Below are 16,764 nucleotides of genomic sequence, written 5' to 3'. Positions count from 1 at the left end.
TAAAAACCAAAGATCAGCCATTTTATGGGGTTTTATGTATAAAATCTCAAAAAATCTTCTCCTATCTTTAAATTAGGATGGGCAGTAATAGTTAAGGGGGCTACCCTCTCCCTTTTCAACTCATAATACCCAGCTGAGGCAACCATAGCAGCGTTATCAGTACACAAAGATATAGATGGATAAAAGACCTCAAAACCTTCCTCTTGAAGCTCCCTCAGTCTCGATCTTAAAAGGCTATTTGCTACAACACCCCCTACTAAAGCGATCCTTTTTATTCTCTTAAGCAAAGCTCCCTTTTTAAGCTTATCTATCAAGATTTCAACTACCTTTCGTTGGAAGCTTGCTGCGACATCTTCAACCCTTACCTTGCCTTTGTTCTCCTCCCAAAACAACCGTACCGCAGTTTTTATTCCGCTAAAACTAAAGTCAAGTCCTTCTTCAAGAGGATATGGAAATTCGATAAAGTAAGGATCCCCCTTTTTAGAGATCTCATCTATAGCTGGTCCACCAGGATAGGGCAAATTAAGTATTCTCGCCACCTTATCAAAAGCCTCACCAGCAGCATCGTCTCTTGTTTCCCCAACAAGTTCGAAATCACCATGATCCTTAAAAAGAAAGAGCTCGGTATGACCACCTGAAACAAGCAAACATAAGAAAGGAAAAGAAAGCTCGTGATATTCTAAAAATAAAGCATAAACGTGAGCCTCAAGATGATTCACCCCTAAAAGGGGCTTTTTCCATATCCAAGCAAGCGTCTTAGCAAACATCAAGCCTATAGTAAGAGATCCTATCAGTCCTGGACCGACGGTAACAGCCACACCATCTATATCCTTAGGAGAAAAACCTGAAAGGACCTGACTTATGAGAGGAAGAAGTCCCTCTAAGTGTTTTCTAGAGGCTATCTCAGGAACAACCCCACCGTAAGGAGCGTGATCTTTAACTTGAGATAAAACCACATTTTTTATAACCCTTTTACCACCTTCTACTAAAGCAACGGAAGTCTCATCACAGGAAGTCTCTATACCAAGTATTATCAAGAATTTCTACCCCCTATGAAGGCTACCTTAACTGCATCGATAAGCTGAGATATAGTAAACGGTTTAACAAGATAGGATGAAACTCCAAGTTTTTTTAAAGCCTTCTCATATTCCTCATCATCCTGAAACGATATAGCTACAACCCTAACTCCTGGAAACCTCTTAGATATAATCTTTAAAACGCTTATTCCATCCATCCTTGGCATACTTATATCCAATATAAGCACATCAGGCCTTAAGCTCTCTACAAGAGCTAAGGCTTCGCTACCATCCTTTGCTTCGCCAATCACTTCTATATCTTTACTGAAAGATAGCATAACCTTAAGATTTCTCCTAGTATCTTCCAAATCATCTGCTAGAACCACCCTTATCTTCTCCAACTTTAAGTCCCTCCCTTAAAACCATTATCACAGCTTGAGTTCGATCCTTCACCCCAAGCTTTTGAAGTATATTGGAAACATAGTTTCTAACTGTCTTTTCCTTCAAACCAAGCTCCTTAGCTATTTCCTTGTTCTTCTTGCCCTTGATTATTAAAGATAGAACTTCCTTCTCTCGAGGAGTAAAGATCGGGAGGTCTTCCTCTTTATAGAAACCACACACACTTCTTATAGCTCTAAGAAGCTCGCAGGCACCGATATCTTTAATTAAATACTCCGAAGCCCCTGCCCTAAGCGCCTCCATCTTACAAGCCTCATCATCATGCATGGTAAGAACTATTATTTTCACTCCCGGTTTTATCTCCTTTATCTTTTTTATAGCTTTTATACCCCCAAGGCCGGGCATAGATATATCCATCAATATAAGATCCACATCAATCTCCCTAACGAGCCTTATAGCTTCCTCTCCTGTTGAGGCATCAGCAACTACCTCTATGTCTCCTTCCGTTTCAAAAAGCTTCCTTAAACCTTCCTTCAAAAGAAGATGATCATCGACAAGCATTACTTTAATCATACGCCCAGCCCTCCTTTAGGGATCCTAACAACTATCTTAGTGCCCTTTCCCTTCTCCGTAAATATTTTAAAGGTACCTCTTAAAGCTTTCGCCCTTTCTTCCATACTAAAAATTCCTAGAGATCCTTTCTCCACACTCAATTTCTTAACTTCATATAAATCAAACCCCAAACCATTATCCTGAATTAAAGCTCCCACAAAGTCATTCCCCACCTCAATGACTATCCTAACAGAGGAAGCCTGAGCATGCTTATAAACGTTACTTAGGGCTTCCTGGACTATCCTAAATAAGGCTATTTCTATCTCCTTGCCACCCGTATCGTTTTCCTCTCCATGTACCCTAAAGTCAACTTTTATCCCAGAAAGCTTAGCCCAATCATCTATATACTTCCTTAAAGCAGGTATAAGACCCAAATCCTCTAACACCATCGGTCGAAGATCGCTTATAAATCTTCTGATATCAGAAAGATTAGTCTTCAACATCTCTTTCAGGTTATTTATCTCTTTAAGCGCATTCTCAACCACACCCTCTTTTAAGAGATGCTCGCACATGTCAAGTCTAAAAACAGCGTTAGCGAGATACTGAGCAGGACCATCGTGTACCTCTCTTGCAACCCTCCTTCTTTCCTTCTCAAGAACCTGAACCAAAAGCGGAGCCATTTCCGCCCTACCTTTTAATTCAAGCAGTTCTTTTTCAACCCTTTCCATATTTCCAGCTAAAAGGTCAAAAGCTAATCTAATTCTCTTAAAAAGATTATCTATCTTTCCAACAAGATCCTCTAGCTCTCTTACCCTTTTATCTATTAAATCCCTTTCCTTACGCAAAGCTCTCTCTTTTTCCCTGAGCCCTAAAAATTCTAACTGTTTTCTTTCCACCATCGCATAAGCCTCTTTTATATCCCTCTCTCCATATTTAGAGAAATCCGACCTAACTTCCACAAGCCACTGCCTGGCCTTCTCAAACTCCTGCTGAGCTTCATCCACATCCTTTATAACCATATCTATCTCTATTGAAAGCTCCTTCCTTCTAAGATAGAGCCTTTGAAGCTCCTCCCTTGCTTTCTCCCACATAGAGTGAACTTCATTACAAGCCTCCTCCAAAGCACTCTGGACCCTGTTTTGAATCTCCATAAGAAGCCCTAAAATATTCTCCTTCATTCAGTCTCCCCCTTTTAAAATGAAAACTTCTATGATAGAATTAATTCCGTTCGAAGAGGAGGTGAAACCAGTTTGCCAAATACTAAATCCGCTGCAAAAAAAATTAGAGTATCAGAGAGAAATAGGTTATACAACAGATTCTGGAAAAGCAGGATAAAGACCGAAATCAAAAAAGTTTTAGCCGCAATCGAAGCTAAGAATTTGGAACTCGCTCAAAATCTCTTTTCTCAAGCTACTTCCATTATAGACAAAGCAGTTAGAAAAGGCGTCTTACATAGAAACAATGGAGCTCGTAAAAAATCCCGCCTCGCAAACAAGATAAACCAACTTAAGGCACTTCTTGCTTCTCAGGCTCCTTCCTCTCTATAAATAAAGGGGAAACTGCCCAAACCAAAAGATCATAGGGGTTTCCCCTTCCCTTTTTAATCAAATCATCTGCAAGCGCTAGCCTCTTATAAGAGATAGATAAACTCATAGGGGCGTAAAGAATCGCCCCTTTTTTAATCTTATTGGCAAAGAAAGGATGCATATCTTTCAGGATTACTTCCTCCAAGGAGGGATCCGCTTTTAAGAAGAACATTATTCTCAGATATTTCCCAATAGTAGAAAGAATCTTAACAGGAGGCTCCTTCATAATAAAGCTCCTCTCCAAGCTTTTTAAAAACTTGAGGCCATCTTTACTTAATAGAGAATCTAAAAGCTCAAAAGGTGATCCCTCGATAAAGGTAGAAGCGACTTCCATAACGTCTTCCTTTTTTATCTCCCTTTTCTCACCCACATAAAGAATAAGCTTTTTTATCTCAGATTCTAAAACCTCAAGGTTTTCAGAAAAGCGCTCAGCCAAGACAAAAACAGCTTCTTCCTCTATCTTTTTGCCGAAACTTTCTACTTCTTCCTCTATCCATTTGTACAACCCTTTACCAGTAGGCTTTTTAAGTTCAGCATAAAGCTTTTTCTGAACCAGTGCCTTAAATACCTTACCTGAAGATGGAATAGATTCAGCTGTTAAGAGAAAAAAAACATTAGGGCTAGGATAAGAAAGGTAGCTTAAGAACAGATCCTCTCCCTCTTTCTGTATATCCTCAGCTTTCTTAACAACGACAAGCCTCCTCACAGAGAACAGAGAGACAGATCTCCCTTCTTCGTAAAGTTTGGACCAGGAAAGTTCTCCTCCATCCAGAAAAGAAGTTTCTTCCACCCCTTGAGCGTTTTTCTCTATCCACTTATGAAGGAGAGCGTCATCTTTACAAACCAAAAGAAATACTGGCTTAAGCTTGATCATGGGTCACTATATTAACAAGCTTCTCAGGAACTATTACAACTTTCTCAACCCTCTTGTTCCCTATCCTTCTTTTAACTATATCGCTCTCAAAGACTATCCTCTTTAATTCCTCCTCAGTTAAACCTATAGGAACCTTAATACTGCCTCTTACCTTACCATCTATCTGAATTACCACATTAACTTCCTCATCTTTCAAGGCTTCCGAGTCAGGTGATACCCAAGGATGATAAGCTAAGATCTCGCTGTGCCCAAGCCTAGACCATAGCTCCTCACATATATGCGGAGTAAAAGGATAAAGCATAACTATTAAGGCTTCCACTCCCTCTTTGAAAACCCTCAAGTCCTCCTCACTTTGAATCTCAAAATCTCCAAGCTCATTAGAAAGCTCCATAAGAGCGCTTATAGCAGTATTGAAATGAAACCTATCCTTTATGTCTTCTGTAACCTTCTGGATAGTCTTATGAATCTTTCTCTTAAGCTCCTTGGTTCTTTTACTAGATATCTCAGAAATAGGGATAGGCTCGGAAGATAAACTCCTTAGTTTTTCGAGCCTTTCATTAACAAGCCTCCACACCCTATTTAAGAACCTGTGGCATCCTTCAACTCCTCTATCGCTCCATTCAAGGTCTTTCTCCGGTGGAGAGGCAAAGAGTATGAATAACCTCGCCGTATCGGCTCCGAACTTTTTCATTATCTCATCAGGATCAACCACATTTCCAAGAGACTTAGACATCTTAGCTCCGTCCTTTATGACCATCCCCTGAGTTAAGAGTTTCTCGAAAGGCTCTCTAAACTTAACCAACCCTTGATCCGCAAGGAACTTGGTAAAGAACCTCGAATAAAGAAGATGAAGTATAGCATGCTCCACTCCACCAATATACTGGTCTACAGGCATCCAATAATCCACATCTTCCCTTTCGAAGGGGGCCTTATCCGTCCAAGGGCTTGTAAATCTTAAATAGTACCAGGATGAACAGATAAATGTGTCCATAGTATCGGTCTCCCTTTTAGCAGGGCCACCGCACTCCGGACATTTAGTATTAAGAAATTCCTCATGATAAGGAAGAGGAGTGGCTCCTCCCTCAAGAACATTCACATCAAGAGGCAAGATTACAGGTAACTCACTCTCCGGTACAGGAACTATCCCACAGCTATCACAGTATACTACTGGTATAGGAGCACCCCAATATCTCTGTCTTGAGATAAGCCAATCCCTTAACCTATAGTTAACTTTCCTTATACCAAGCCCTTGTTCTTCCAGCCACTGGGTCATCCTCTCGATACCCTCCTTATTAGGAAGACCGGTCCATGGACCAGAATTGATCATAATTCCATCGCCTTCGTAAGCTTCCCCAAGCTCATTAGGAAGATCCCTATCGAAGGGCCTTATAACAACCCTTATCGGAAGGCCGTACTGCTTAGCAAACTCAAAATCTCTCTGATCATGAGCCGGAACACCCATTATAGCTCCAGTTCCATATTCCATAAGGACATAATCTGCTATCCAAACGGGAATTCTCTCCCCATTAAAGGGGTTCTTGGCATAAAAACCAGTAAATATCCCTTTCTTCTCTCTACCAAGAGCGCTCCTTTCTATCTCGCTCTCTCTCATAACCTCTTCAACGAAAGTCCTTATCCTTTGACCGTCAGAAGAAGCCTTTACTATCTCATCCACTATAGTATGCTCAGGAGCTAAAGCCAAGAAAGTAGCCCCATAAATCGTATCTATCCTTGTAGTAAATATTGGAACCTTTACATTAAGATCCTCTATCTCAAAGAAAGTCTCCGTTCCCCAACTTTTACCTATCCAGTTTTTCTGCATTATCTTTACCTTCTCCGGCCAACCTTCAAGTTTGTCCAAAGACTCCAAAAGCTCATCAGCATAGGCCGTTATCTTAAGGAACCACTGATTAAGCTTCCTCTTTTGAACTAGAGAGTCGCATCTCCAACATCTTCCTCCTTCAACCTGCTCATTAGCTAAAACCGTTTTACAGCTCGGACACCAGTTAACAGGCGCTTCTTTCTTATAAGCTAAGCCTTTCTTGAAAAAGAGTAAAAATAACCATTGCGTCCACTTGTAGTAATCCGGTGAACAGGTAGCCACTTCCCTATCCCAGTCATAGCTCGCCCCCATCTCCTTAAGCTGCTTTCTCATATGATTTATATTTCTCCAAGTCCAATCATTGGGATGAACACCAGATTTTAAAGCGGCGTTTTCCGCAGGAAGTCCAAAAGCATCCCATCCCATTGGATGAAGCACATTGTAACCATTCATCCTTAGAAATCTAGCTACTACGTCCCCTATAGCGTAATTTCTCAAATGCCCCATATGAAGAGCTCCGGAAGGATAGGGAAACATCTCCAAAACATAATATTTTCTCTTCGACACATCTCTTTCGCATCTAAAAACCTTATTCTCCTCCCAATATTTTTGCCATTTAGCTTCTATAGCCCTAAAGTCATAAGCATCCATCAGAAGTTCCCTCCCCAACAACCCCTCTTAATCAAGCTTAACTAAAGCTATTTTAGCACAAAATCTCATAAAACCCTACCATAAAGGCCGAAGGAGGTTGCCTTCTCAATGAAGGCTTTAATCCAGCGCCCTTTAGGAGGTTCCCCCACAATAGAAAGCTCAACATAATGAGGTAAAAGGGCGCTTCCATCTTCCAAGGCAAAGGCCTCCAAGACCTTTCCAAGAAATCGCTGATTAAACTTAAGAGCGCTTTCCAAAGCTTTTTCTTTAACAGCATTTAATCTCTCCTCTACAATCTTACTTGGAAGACTTGGTAGATTAAAAGCATCCGTTCCAGGCCTTGGAGAGTAAGTAAATATGTGAACTCTACCAAAATTAGCCTCTTCAATAGCTTTTAAGGTCATTAGAAAATCCTCATCAGTCTCCGTAGGAAAACCTATCATTATATCTGTGGTAACATTAAAGTCATCCCTTATTTCTCTAAGTTTAAAGACAAGCTCAAGATACCTTTCAAGAGTATAAGGTCTTCTCATGAGAGAAAGTACCCTATTACTACCGCTTTGAAGAGGAAGATGAAGATGAGGAGCAAGGTTATCAAACCTTTTATAAAGCTCTAAAAAATCATCTCCCAAATCGAAAGGCTCAACGGAACCAAGCCTAAGAAGCTTTAAACCATTAAGAGAAAGAAGTCTTTCAAGGAGCTCTCTCAAACTGCTTCCTATATCCCTACCGTAACTACCAAGATGAACTCCGACTATGGTCACCTCATCATAGCCTAGGGAGATAAGCCCTTTAACTTCGTAAATCACTTCCTCAATAGGACGAGAAACGCTTCTCCCTCTAAGAGCCCTTATTAGGCAATAGCTACAGTTAGCATCACAACCATCCTGAACTTTTACAAACGGCCTTGAGTGATAGAATAGGCCTTGAGATATGGAGAAAAATCTGCCTTTATCATTCCCTTCAATGACCTTATATTTTTCCTCATTGTTAAAGGTTCGATCTGCTCCAAGCTCTAATACTTTATCCCCAACAAGTTCAACATAGCAACCGGTAACAACTATCTCAGCCTTAGGATTAAGCCTCCTTAATTTCCTTATACACTGTCTACTTTTTCTTTCAGCCTCCTTAGTGACAGCACAAGTATTAACTACTATGAGGTCGGCCTCTTCTGGAGAGGAAACCACCTCATAACCTTTTTCTTTTAATTTTGATGCTATTCCCTCTATCTCAGCTTGGTTTACCCTACATCCCAAATAGAATAGATACGCTTTCATATTAACCCCATAAGGCTAAAAGGGTACTTAACACCATTAAAGAAGCAGTTTCACTCTTTAATATATAAGGACCTAAGGTAACAGTCTTAAATCCAGAGGACATTAAGGAGAGTACCTCTTGAGGAGAAAAACCACCTTCTGGTCCTATGAAAAATAAAATCCTTTTATTTCTTTCCTTCAAGAGAATCTCTCTTAAGGGGACAGGCTCTCCCCTTAAACAGGGAGCTATTTTTAATCCTCCTATTTCTCCAGACAACTTTATAGCGTCATCAAAGCTTATAGGCTCCTTAACCTCCATAACATCGGGCCTTCCGCACTGCTTAGAGACTTCCTGGGATATCTTTCTCCACCTTTTAAGCTTCTCGTCTCCCACATCATTAACAACTGTATACCTGGTTATCATCGGATAAAAAGCCTTACAACCGAGCTCTGCAGCCTTCTGAAGAAGCCAATCTATCCTTTTTCCTTTTGTTACCCCTTGAAAGAGGATCGCCTCAAAAGGTAGAGGCTCTATCTCCTTCCTGCTAATCAGTGAAACCTTAACTTCATCTCTTGAAATCTCTTCTACCTTCCCTATCCATATACCCTGAGAGGTTAAAAGTTCAACCTCATCCCCCCTTTTAAGCCTCAGTACAACCGAAAGATGGTATGCCTCTTCTCCCTTAACTATAGCAAAATTCTCCTTTAAGTCAGCAAAAAACCGCCGCCGCTCCAATCCACCCATCCTCCTCCAATAAGGCCTTTATCTTAAAAGAATAATGCTCAAGAAGCTTCAAGAAAGGGGCCTTCTCCGCGATAGAAACCCCTGAAGCTATGAAAAGCCCTCCCTTTTCGATATACTGAGTTATTTCACCTAGACAAACTTCAAAAAGTGGCATAACCAGATTCGCAACAACTAAGCTAAACTTGACATTCTCCCTAACGAAGCTTAATATGTCTCCACCTACGATAAGAACACCATCCTCTATCCCATTTCTTTTCAAGTTTTCCCTTGTTTCTCTCAAAGCCAGCAGATCATTATCTATGGCCAATATAGGCTTAATTCCCTTTTTATAAAGGGCTATAGTAAGTATACCGCTTCCACAACCTATATCCACAGACAATCCCTCAACCTTATCTACTTCATTATCTATAAGCTTAAGCGCTATCCTTGTAGAAGAGTGATACCCTGTTCCAAAAGCCATGCCAGGCTTTATCACTATAGGAGTTAAACTTGAGGGGACCACTACAAACCTTCCAGCTCTAACTGGCTCATAACCCTCTTCTACCTGACGAACCCAATCTTTGTCATCCTCCTCACCAAACTCAACTTGAAAAGAGCTTTTTAGTAGCTCTGCTACCCTATCTCTTTCCCCAGAAGAGTAAAAATAAACTCTAAGGTGGGCTTTCCCTTCACATGGGAAGCCCACCCCTTCTAAACCCATCGATGCCACTTTTTCGAAAAGCTCATTTTCGCTTTCACCGTAAACATCAAGATAATACCATCTCATTAACCAAACCCCTTCTTAAACCTCTGAAAGAATCCCATGTTTTCCTCTATTTTTATCCCGCTCTCTTTAGCAAACTCACGGAGCAAGTCTTTCTGCCTTTCGGTAAGCTTAGAAGGTACCTCCATACCTACTTCAACAAACATATTCCCTCTACCTTTACCATCAATATTAGGCATACCCCTCTTTGGAATCTTAAAGGTTTCTCCTACCTGCGTTCCTGGTGGCACCTTAAGCTCGACCTTATCTCCATCTATGGTAGGAATCTCTACAACTGCTCCGAGAGCAAGCTCAGGGAAAGAAAGCTTAAGCTTATAGTAAAGATCACGCCCTCTCCTCTCAAACTGAGGATGAGGCTTAACATCTATAACCAAAAAGAGGTCACCTGGAGGTCCTCCTCTTTCTCCCAGTTCTCCTTCTCCAGCTATTCTCAAGCGGGTTCCAGTTTCTACACCTCTTGGTATATTCACTATTATTTTTCTCCATTCCCTTATCCTACCGCTACCATTACAGCTAGAGCAAACTTTATCTATAATAGTACCTTTACCACCACAATTAGAGCATGTTCTAACACTTATAAACTCACCAAATATACTTGAGCGTCGCTCCTCTACTCTACCTGTACCACGACAATAGGGGCAACCTCTTGGGGAGGTACCCGGTGCAGCTCCTGTTCCTCCGCATGCAGAACACACCTTCCACCTTGGAACACTTATCTCCTTTTCCCCTCCCCTAAAGGCCTCCTCTAAGGTAATTTCGAGAGGCATTTCAAGATCTGCTCCTCTTTTAGGACCCAGATCTTCAGCCCTTCTCCTAAAACTCCCTCCAAAGAACCTTTCAAATATATCTTCAAACGGATCAAAGCCAAAATCAAAACCTCTACCAAAATCGAAATCAAAGCCACCACCCGGAGGCGGCCTAAAGTCTCCATCAACCCTACCATACTGGTCATATTTAGCCCTTTTCTCTGGATCACTTAAAACCTCATAAGCTTCATTTATCTCCTTAAATTTCTTCTCCGCCTCCGGATTATCTTTATTCAAATCCGGATGATACTGCCTAACTAACCTCCTATAGGCCTTTTTTATCTCCTCTTGCGATGCATTTCGAGGAACACCCAATATCTCGTAATAATCCCTCATTACTTACTACCACCACTTGCCTCCCTGAAGTTAGCATCCATAGTGCTACCTGAGCTTCCGGCTCCAGGAGATCCCTGAGAACCATGAGCTTGGGCACCACTAGCGTAAAGCCTTGAAGTAACCTTATGAAGCTTATTAGTTAGCTCCTCTGTAGCCTTCTTTATAGCATTTATATCGTTACCGCTCATCTTAGAACGAAGCTCCTCTATTGCCTTATTAAGTTCCTCTTTTTCAGCACTTGTGATTTTATCTTGGAAATCGCGCATGGTCCTCTCCGTGGAATAAATAAGACTATCCGCCTGATTTCGGGCCTCGGCGAGCTCCTTCTTCTTTCTATCCTCCTCAGCGTAAAGATCGGCCTCTTTCCTCATCCTCTCTATCTCAGCTTCAGAAAGCCTGGTAGACTTTATGGTTATCGCCTGTTGCTTCCCTGTAGCAAGATCTTTTGCAGAAACCTGAAGTATACCGTTAACGTCGATGTTAAAGGTTACTTCAATCTGTGGAACACCTCTTGGTGCAGGAGGTATGCCACTTAAAATAAACCTACCTAGGGTGACATTATCAGCAGCCATTGGACGCTCTCCTTGAAGAACATGTATCTCAACAGAAGTCTGATTATCGACAGCCGTAGTAAAGATCTGACTTTTAGAAACAGGTATGGGAGTATTCCTCTCTATTATCTTAGTGAAAACTCCACCTAAGGTCTCTATACCGAGCGACAACGGAGTTACATCCACCAAGACGACATCTCTAACTTCCCCAGCAAGTATGGCAGCCTGTATCGCAGCACCTATAGCAACACACTCATCAGGGTTAATCTCCTTAGAAGGATCCTTACCCAAAAGCTCCTTAACCTTTCTCTGAACCATAGGCATCCTCGTAGAACCACCAACCAAAAGAACCTTACTTATATCAGAAGGAGAAAGCTTCGCGTCCTCTAAGGCCCTCAAAGTGGGGCCAACAAGCCTCTCAACGAGATCATGCGTCATTTCCTCGAATTTTGCCCTTGTTAAAGTTCTTTCAAGGTGCTTCGGTCCAGTATGGTCAGCTGAAATAAAAGGTAAGCTTATTATGGTTTCCACCATAGAGGAAAGCTCGATCTTAGCCTTTTCAGCAGCTTCCTTTAACCTCTGCATAGCCATTCTATCATTTCTAAGGTCTATACCGGTTTCCCTTCTAAATTCGCTAACAAGCCAGTCAATTATCTTTTGATCCCAGTCATCTCCACCAAGATGGTTATCCCCACATGTAGCTTTAACCTCGAACACCCCATCCCCAACCTCAAGTATGGATACATCAAAGGTACCACCACCTAGGTCGAAAACGAGTATCGTCTGTTCCCCTTGCTTGTCAAGACCATAGGCTAAAGCAGAGGCTGTCGGCTCGTTTATTATTCTTAAAACCTCAAGACCAGCTATAACGCCTGCATCTTTTGTAGCTTGTCTCTGAGCATCAGTGAAGTAGGCAGGAACAGTTATGACCGCCTTTCTAATGGGAACACCAAGGTAAGCTTCCGCATCCTGCTTAAGCTTCTGAAGTATCATAGCTGAGATCTCCTGTGGAGTATAGGCTTTTCCGTCGATGACCACCTTATAGTCTGTCCCCATTTTACGCTTTATGGAAACTATTGTCCTTTCAGGATTAACTATAGCTTGCCTTTTAGCAAGCTGCCCCACAAGTCGTTGCCCATCTTTTGTAAAGGCAACAACTGAAGGGGTTAACCTACTCCCTTCTGCATTAGGTATAACTATGGGCTGACCGCCCTCGACTACAGCTATAACTGAGTTAGTAGTTCCAAGGTCAATTCCAACAACTTTTTCTTTGCTTACCATTCCCCATCACCCCTTTTTCCCAACTTTTACTAAGGCAGGCCTTATAACCCTGCCACCCAAAGTGTATCCTTTTCTAACCTCCAAAATCACTTTTCCATCCTCTTCATCACTGTCAATAGGAATAACTTCAACCGCTTCATGAATAGAGGGATCAAACTCGCTTCCCACAGTAGGTACAACCTCAAGCCCTTCTTTAGCAAGGACGTTTAAAAGCTGTCTTAAGATCATCTTTATACCATTAGCTATGCTAGCGTTACCATTAGAATCAAGGCTAGCATTAGCAGCATGCTCAAGGTTATCAAGCACAGGAAGAATCTCCCTTATTATTCTTTCGGAAGCCATAGCACGCTCGATCTCCTTATCCCTTTCAACACGCTTTCTAAAACTATCAAAATCTATCTGCATCTTTGCTAACATATTCCTATAGCTATCTATAAGCTTCCTTAACTCAAGCTTTTCCTCTTCTGCTTCTTTAATCCTCTCTAGAAGCTTTTTATATTCTTTTTTACTCGGTCTTTTACGAAGAGATTTCATTTTTTAACTAAGACCCCCTCCTTAACTTGATTCGAAAACCTGAGTCATAGCCTTCATAATAGATATAACTTTCTTGTAATCCATACGAGTGGGACCAATTATACCTAAAACTCCCATTATCTTACCGCCCAAATTATAGCTAGCCGTAACCAAGCTACAATCCCTCATCTTTTCTACCGGGTTTTCTTCCCCTATTATTACGCTTATATTCTTCTCTCTAGAAAGCTCGGTAAGCATTTTAGCCATAAAATCTTCTTCTTCTAAGACCTCAAGAATTATCCTCATCTTCTCTACATCTTTAAATTCAGGAAGCTTAAGTATATTGGTTCTACCCTCCAGATAAACCTTACTCTCGATCTTTTCTTTAATCTCTCTAAGAGCTTGAACAGTTTCAACGCAAATAGTTCTGTATTCCTCAAGCCTCTTAATAATTTCCCTCAAAAGCGCTTCATTAAGACTACCCAATGTTCTACCACTTAGCTTTTCATTTATATATCTCCCAAGCTCTTCAAGCTCCTCAGCACTTATATTCTCCTGGAGAGATATAACCTTATGGTGAACCCAGCCTCCCTCTGTCACTATTATCATCATAGCATGCATAGAATCCAGTCTCACAAGTTCGATCTTCCTTATAGTGCTTTCCCTCGACCTTAAGGCAACTACAACGCTTAAGTAATCTGTAGCCTTTGATAGAAGCTTACCAATTCTCCTTAAAAGCAACTCTACCTCTTCTTTAGTCTTGTTAACGAAATCCATAAAAAGATGCTCATCTATAGAAAGCTCTTCCTCTCCACTTAATATGGCATTGACATAATATCTATAAGCTCTGTTAGTAGGCACCCTACCAGCAGAAGTGTGAGGCTGATAGAAAAATCCCATCTCCTCAAGATCCGCTATCTCATTTCTAATCGTAGCGGGACTTAACGTAGGAAAGTACTTCTTCGACAGAGTCCTCGACCCTACCGGCTCCGCACTCTCTATATAATCCTTAACAAGCGCAATAAGTATCTTCTTTTGTCTTTCAGTCAACATCTCCCCCACCCTCTTTAGCACTCCAACACTTAGAGTGCTAATAGCAATCATAAAAATTAGCACGAAAGTCAAATTTTGTCAAGCTCATGCGCTATAAGCCAGCGTTTAACCTCAATACCACATGAAAAACCTCCCAAACTGCCATCACTTTTAACAACCCTATGACAGGGAATGAAAAGAACATGTCTATTAAGTCTCATAGCTGTACCTACAGCACGTGGAGACGTACAGGCTTGACGAGCAAGCTCTCCATAAGATATAGTCCTTCCAGGTGGGATCTTCAACAATAGGGAGTATATAGGAAAGAGCTTCAATGAAACCCCAGTAAAATCAAGAGGATAAGAGAGACTCTTATCTTTACCCGAAAGATAATCCTCGAGAACCTTTTTAAGCCAACCTCGAGGTAAAACACTCCCTAAAGGAGAAGAGGAAAAAGAAGAGGAGAACAAACCTCTTAAAGAAAGCCTCAGAATAAGAAAACTAAAAGGGAAAGGATAGTAATAGATCTCATAACTAGCTTCATTGAAGCCCTTCCTCCCCAGGCTTCATCACCTCTTCAAGGGTTCTAAGGCCAAATATCTTAAGCGTAACTATACCTCCAAGTATTATAGGTATATAATCCGTGAAAAACCTCCACAAGACAGCCATAACGCCAGCCATATGTGCAGGCATTACGTAACGGAATAATATAGCAGCTCCACCCTCTGCCACACCGCTCCCGCCAGGTGTAGGAACGAAATAGAGTATAAATAAGAAAACCGCTTGAATCATCAGAACCTTATCCAATTCAAAGCTTAAACCCATTCCCCACATCACTGAGGGAAGGGCAAGAAAGTGAGCAAGAAGCTGTAAGAAGCTATAAGCTATAGCTAATGCAAGATGCCTCTTACCTTTCCCGATAAGAACCCTAAAGTTATCATTATAAAGCTCTATCTCCTTATTAATCCGTCTTATCACATACCTAGGCCCAACCTTTCTAAAAAGCCCTAACCTATGAAGGAAAAGAACCACCCACATCGCTATCTTCCTTATTAGCTCAACCCTCTTCAGGCTTATAAAGATAAGAATAGAAACGCCAACAAGGAAAACGGAAACATATATCATCATTCCCTTTAAAAGGGCATTTTCAGTCATTTCGGGATGAGCAAATATTATTATAGGACCTGCAAAGCTAAGTATTATAAGCGTTATTAAGGTTCTTATGAGAGTAACAGCAAAGCCTATACCGATGGGAACGTTTTTCCTATAGAGGACATATATCTGAAATGGCCCTCCACCACTTTGAAGAGGAGTAACAGCACAGCCGAAATAGTTTATCCATACAAGCACTAAACCATCAAGAAAGCTTATATCCCAGCCTGCAGCACGTATAAGCTCTCTAAACCTTAGAAACTCAAAAGTCCAAGAGGCAAATATACAGGAGAAAGCCAACAAAAGGGATAACTTATTCAGCTTAAAGAGAGCACTAATCGTCTCTTTACTTATCGTAAAGAAAATCACAAAAAAGGCAGTAGTAAAAGTTATAAGAAGGAAAATGAAAAGACCCTTCTTGAGGGAAGTCCCCTTCATAAGGATATTATACCATAGATCTGAAGATATCTAAAGCGAAGAAATCTCCCCAAATTAAACTTTCATTTATACCTTTCTTCCAGTGATAATGATAACAGCCTCCCTTAAGAAGCCCTTCCCAGTCTCTCTCCCTAGCAACATACTTAAGGGAAAGGGTCTTAAGCAAGCAGCTTCTCCAAGTCGAGAACTCCCTATCAAAAGAGGATAAAACTTTCAAGAATATGGCACCTGCCGATGTATCCTTAGGACCATATCTATCACAGAAATCCCATGGAGGAACGCCATCTTCATCCACGTTTCTTCTGGCAAACCTTAATATCCTCTTACAAGCTTCATTAAATACAGCCTCCCCAGTTTCCTCATAGGCTCTTAAGAAACCGAGAGCTCCCCATGCAGCCCCTCTCGACCAACAGCTTAAGGAGCTTAAACCTTGTCCTTTAATAGGGCCTTCACTCATAGAATATATATGAATAGTTGAACCATCATCTCTTAAAAGAAACCTTAAGGAGCTTAAAGCATGCTTCCTCGCAATCTCAAAAAGCTCCTCATTTCTGAACTCCTTTGAAGCCCACCAAAGCATCTCAATAGAGGCTAAAGTATCAATAGCTATACTACTACTCCTAGGGTAATCCATTGGGATGAAACCCAAGCTTTTATCAAAAAGCGATGCTAATCTCTTAGCTTCAACCTCTATTCTGTCTCTTATCCTCTTAGAGCCTGTTACTATATAAGCTGGGGCGAAAGAGCTATAAACCAAAAAACCTAAATTATGATTTAAAGGATACTCCCTCTCTTCAAGCCTCTTAAGAAGACTAAGCCCTATATCTCTAAAATCTTCGATTTTAATGAGCAACCCAACGAAAAAGCCCAAATCCCAAAAATCCGGATGGTCAAAGGGTTTAAACCACCACCTTCCCTTAATCGTGTAACTTGGAAAGCCTTTTTTAAGGTTTTCACTCTTTAAAACGCCCTCTATCTTCTCAAGAATCAA

Annotated in this window: 17 protein-coding genes; 1 reads left to right on the top strand and 16 read right to left on the bottom strand. The window is 41.1% G+C overall.

Annotated elements, in window-relative coordinates; all coding sequences use genetic code 11:
- Positions 1–32: 32 nt before the first annotated feature.
- From tsaD to NZ900_08670, 4 genes are read right to left on the bottom strand one after another with little or no spacing between them, the layout of a single operon-like run.
- Positions 33–1,037: a tRNA (adenosine(37)-N6)-threonylcarbamoyltransferase complex transferase subunit TsaD gene (tsaD, locus tag NZ900_08685; protein ID MCS7234155.1), complete on the bottom strand. Its 1,005-nt coding sequence runs from the start codon at positions 1,035–1,037 to the stop codon at positions 33–35.
- Positions 1,034–1,417, bottom strand: coding sequence for a response regulator (locus NZ900_08680; protein ID MCS7234154.1), 384 nt, complete (start codon positions 1,415–1,417; stop codon positions 1,034–1,036). Before NZ900_08680 ends, tsaD begins: the two co-directional genes overlap by 4 nt.
- Complete coding sequence (locus NZ900_08675; protein ID MCS7234153.1) at positions 1,386–1,988, bottom strand: response regulator transcription factor; 603 nt, start codon at positions 1,986–1,988, stop codon at positions 1,386–1,388. Before NZ900_08675 ends, NZ900_08680 begins: the two co-directional genes overlap by 32 nt.
- Positions 1,985–3,145: a sensor histidine kinase gene (locus NZ900_08670; GenBank protein MCS7234152.1), complete on the bottom strand. Its 1,161-nt coding sequence runs from the start codon at positions 3,143–3,145 to the stop codon at positions 1,985–1,987. The genes NZ900_08675 and NZ900_08670 overlap by 4 nt, the downstream gene beginning before the upstream one ends.
- Before the next feature lie 72 nt (positions 3,146–3,217).
- Here NZ900_08670 and rpsT point away from each other — a divergent pair, with 72 nt between their 5' ends.
- Positions 3,218–3,514, top strand: coding sequence for a 30S ribosomal protein S20 (gene rpsT / locus NZ900_08665; protein ID MCS7234151.1), 297 nt, complete (start codon positions 3,218–3,220; stop codon positions 3,512–3,514).
- On the opposite strand, the gene holA is transcribed toward rpsT, so the two are convergent.
- From holA to NZ900_08605, 12 genes are all read right to left on the bottom strand, one after another.
- On the bottom strand, positions 3,474–4,427 hold the full coding sequence (gene holA, locus NZ900_08660; GenBank protein ID MCS7234150.1) for a DNA polymerase III subunit delta: 954 nt from the start codon (positions 4,425–4,427) through the stop codon (positions 3,474–3,476). The genes rpsT and holA overlap by 41 nt on opposite strands.
- Positions 4,414–6,900: a leucine--tRNA ligase gene (gene leuS / locus NZ900_08655; GenBank protein ID MCS7234149.1), complete on the bottom strand. Its 2,487-nt coding sequence runs from the start codon at positions 6,898–6,900 to the stop codon at positions 4,414–4,416. Before leuS ends, holA begins: the two co-directional genes overlap by 14 nt.
- A gap of 65 nt (positions 6,901–6,965) precedes the next feature.
- Positions 6,966–8,177, bottom strand: a complete 1,212-nt coding sequence (gene mtaB / locus NZ900_08650; protein ID MCS7234148.1) for a tRNA (N(6)-L-threonylcarbamoyladenosine(37)-C(2))-methylthiotransferase MtaB — start codon at positions 8,175–8,177, stop codon at positions 6,966–6,968.
- 1 nt (position 8,178) lies between these two features.
- Positions 8,179–8,901 carry a 16S rRNA (uracil(1498)-N(3))-methyltransferase gene (locus NZ900_08645; protein ID MCS7234147.1) on the bottom strand — a complete coding sequence of 241 codons (723 nt, stop codon included), beginning with the start codon at positions 8,899–8,901 and terminating at the stop codon, positions 8,179–8,181.
- Complete coding sequence (locus NZ900_08640; GenBank protein ID MCS7234146.1) at positions 8,867–9,667, bottom strand: 50S ribosomal protein L11 methyltransferase; 801 nt, start codon at positions 9,665–9,667, stop codon at positions 8,867–8,869. The genes NZ900_08645 and NZ900_08640 overlap by 35 nt, the downstream gene beginning before the upstream one ends.
- Complete coding sequence (dnaJ, locus tag NZ900_08635; protein MCS7234145.1) at positions 9,667–10,806, bottom strand: molecular chaperone DnaJ; 1,140 nt, start codon at positions 10,804–10,806, stop codon at positions 9,667–9,669. Before dnaJ ends, NZ900_08640 begins: the two co-directional genes overlap by 1 nt.
- The gene (gene dnaK, locus NZ900_08630) at positions 10,806–12,638 is read right to left on the bottom strand and encodes a molecular chaperone DnaK (GenBank protein MCS7234144.1); all 1,833 of its coding nucleotides are present in this window, start codon (positions 12,636–12,638) and stop codon (positions 10,806–10,808) included. Before dnaK ends, dnaJ begins: the two co-directional genes overlap by 1 nt.
- A 6-nt stretch (positions 12,639–12,644) precedes the next feature.
- On the bottom strand, positions 12,645–13,172 hold the full coding sequence (grpE, locus tag NZ900_08625; protein ID MCS7234143.1) for a nucleotide exchange factor GrpE: 528 nt from the start codon (positions 13,170–13,172) through the stop codon (positions 12,645–12,647).
- Between the two features lie 21 nt (positions 13,173–13,193).
- Complete coding sequence (gene hrcA, locus NZ900_08620) at positions 13,194–14,201, bottom strand: heat-inducible transcriptional repressor HrcA (GenBank protein ID MCS7234142.1); 1,008 nt, start codon at positions 14,199–14,201, stop codon at positions 13,194–13,196.
- A 71-nt stretch (positions 14,202–14,272) separates the two neighbouring features.
- Complete coding sequence (locus NZ900_08615; protein ID MCS7234141.1) at positions 14,273–14,653, bottom strand: MGMT family protein; 381 nt, start codon at positions 14,651–14,653, stop codon at positions 14,273–14,275.
- A 70-nt stretch (positions 14,654–14,723) separates the two neighbouring features.
- On the bottom strand, positions 14,724–15,773 hold the full coding sequence (locus NZ900_08610; GenBank protein ID MCS7234140.1) for a flippase-like domain-containing protein: 1,050 nt from the start codon (positions 15,771–15,773) through the stop codon (positions 14,724–14,726).
- A 7-nt stretch (positions 15,774–15,780) separates the two neighbouring features.
- Positions 15,781–16,764, bottom strand: a complete 984-nt coding sequence (locus NZ900_08605; protein MCS7234139.1) for a glycoside hydrolase family 88 protein — start codon at positions 16,762–16,764, stop codon at positions 15,781–15,783.

Source organism: Synergistota bacterium, assembly GCA_025060595.1.
Lineage (GTDB): Bacteria > Synergistota > GBS-1 > GBS-1 > GBS-1 > 42-11.
The sequence above is the reverse complement of the archived record's forward strand: the minus strand, read 5'-3'. Positions and strand labels throughout refer to the sequence as shown.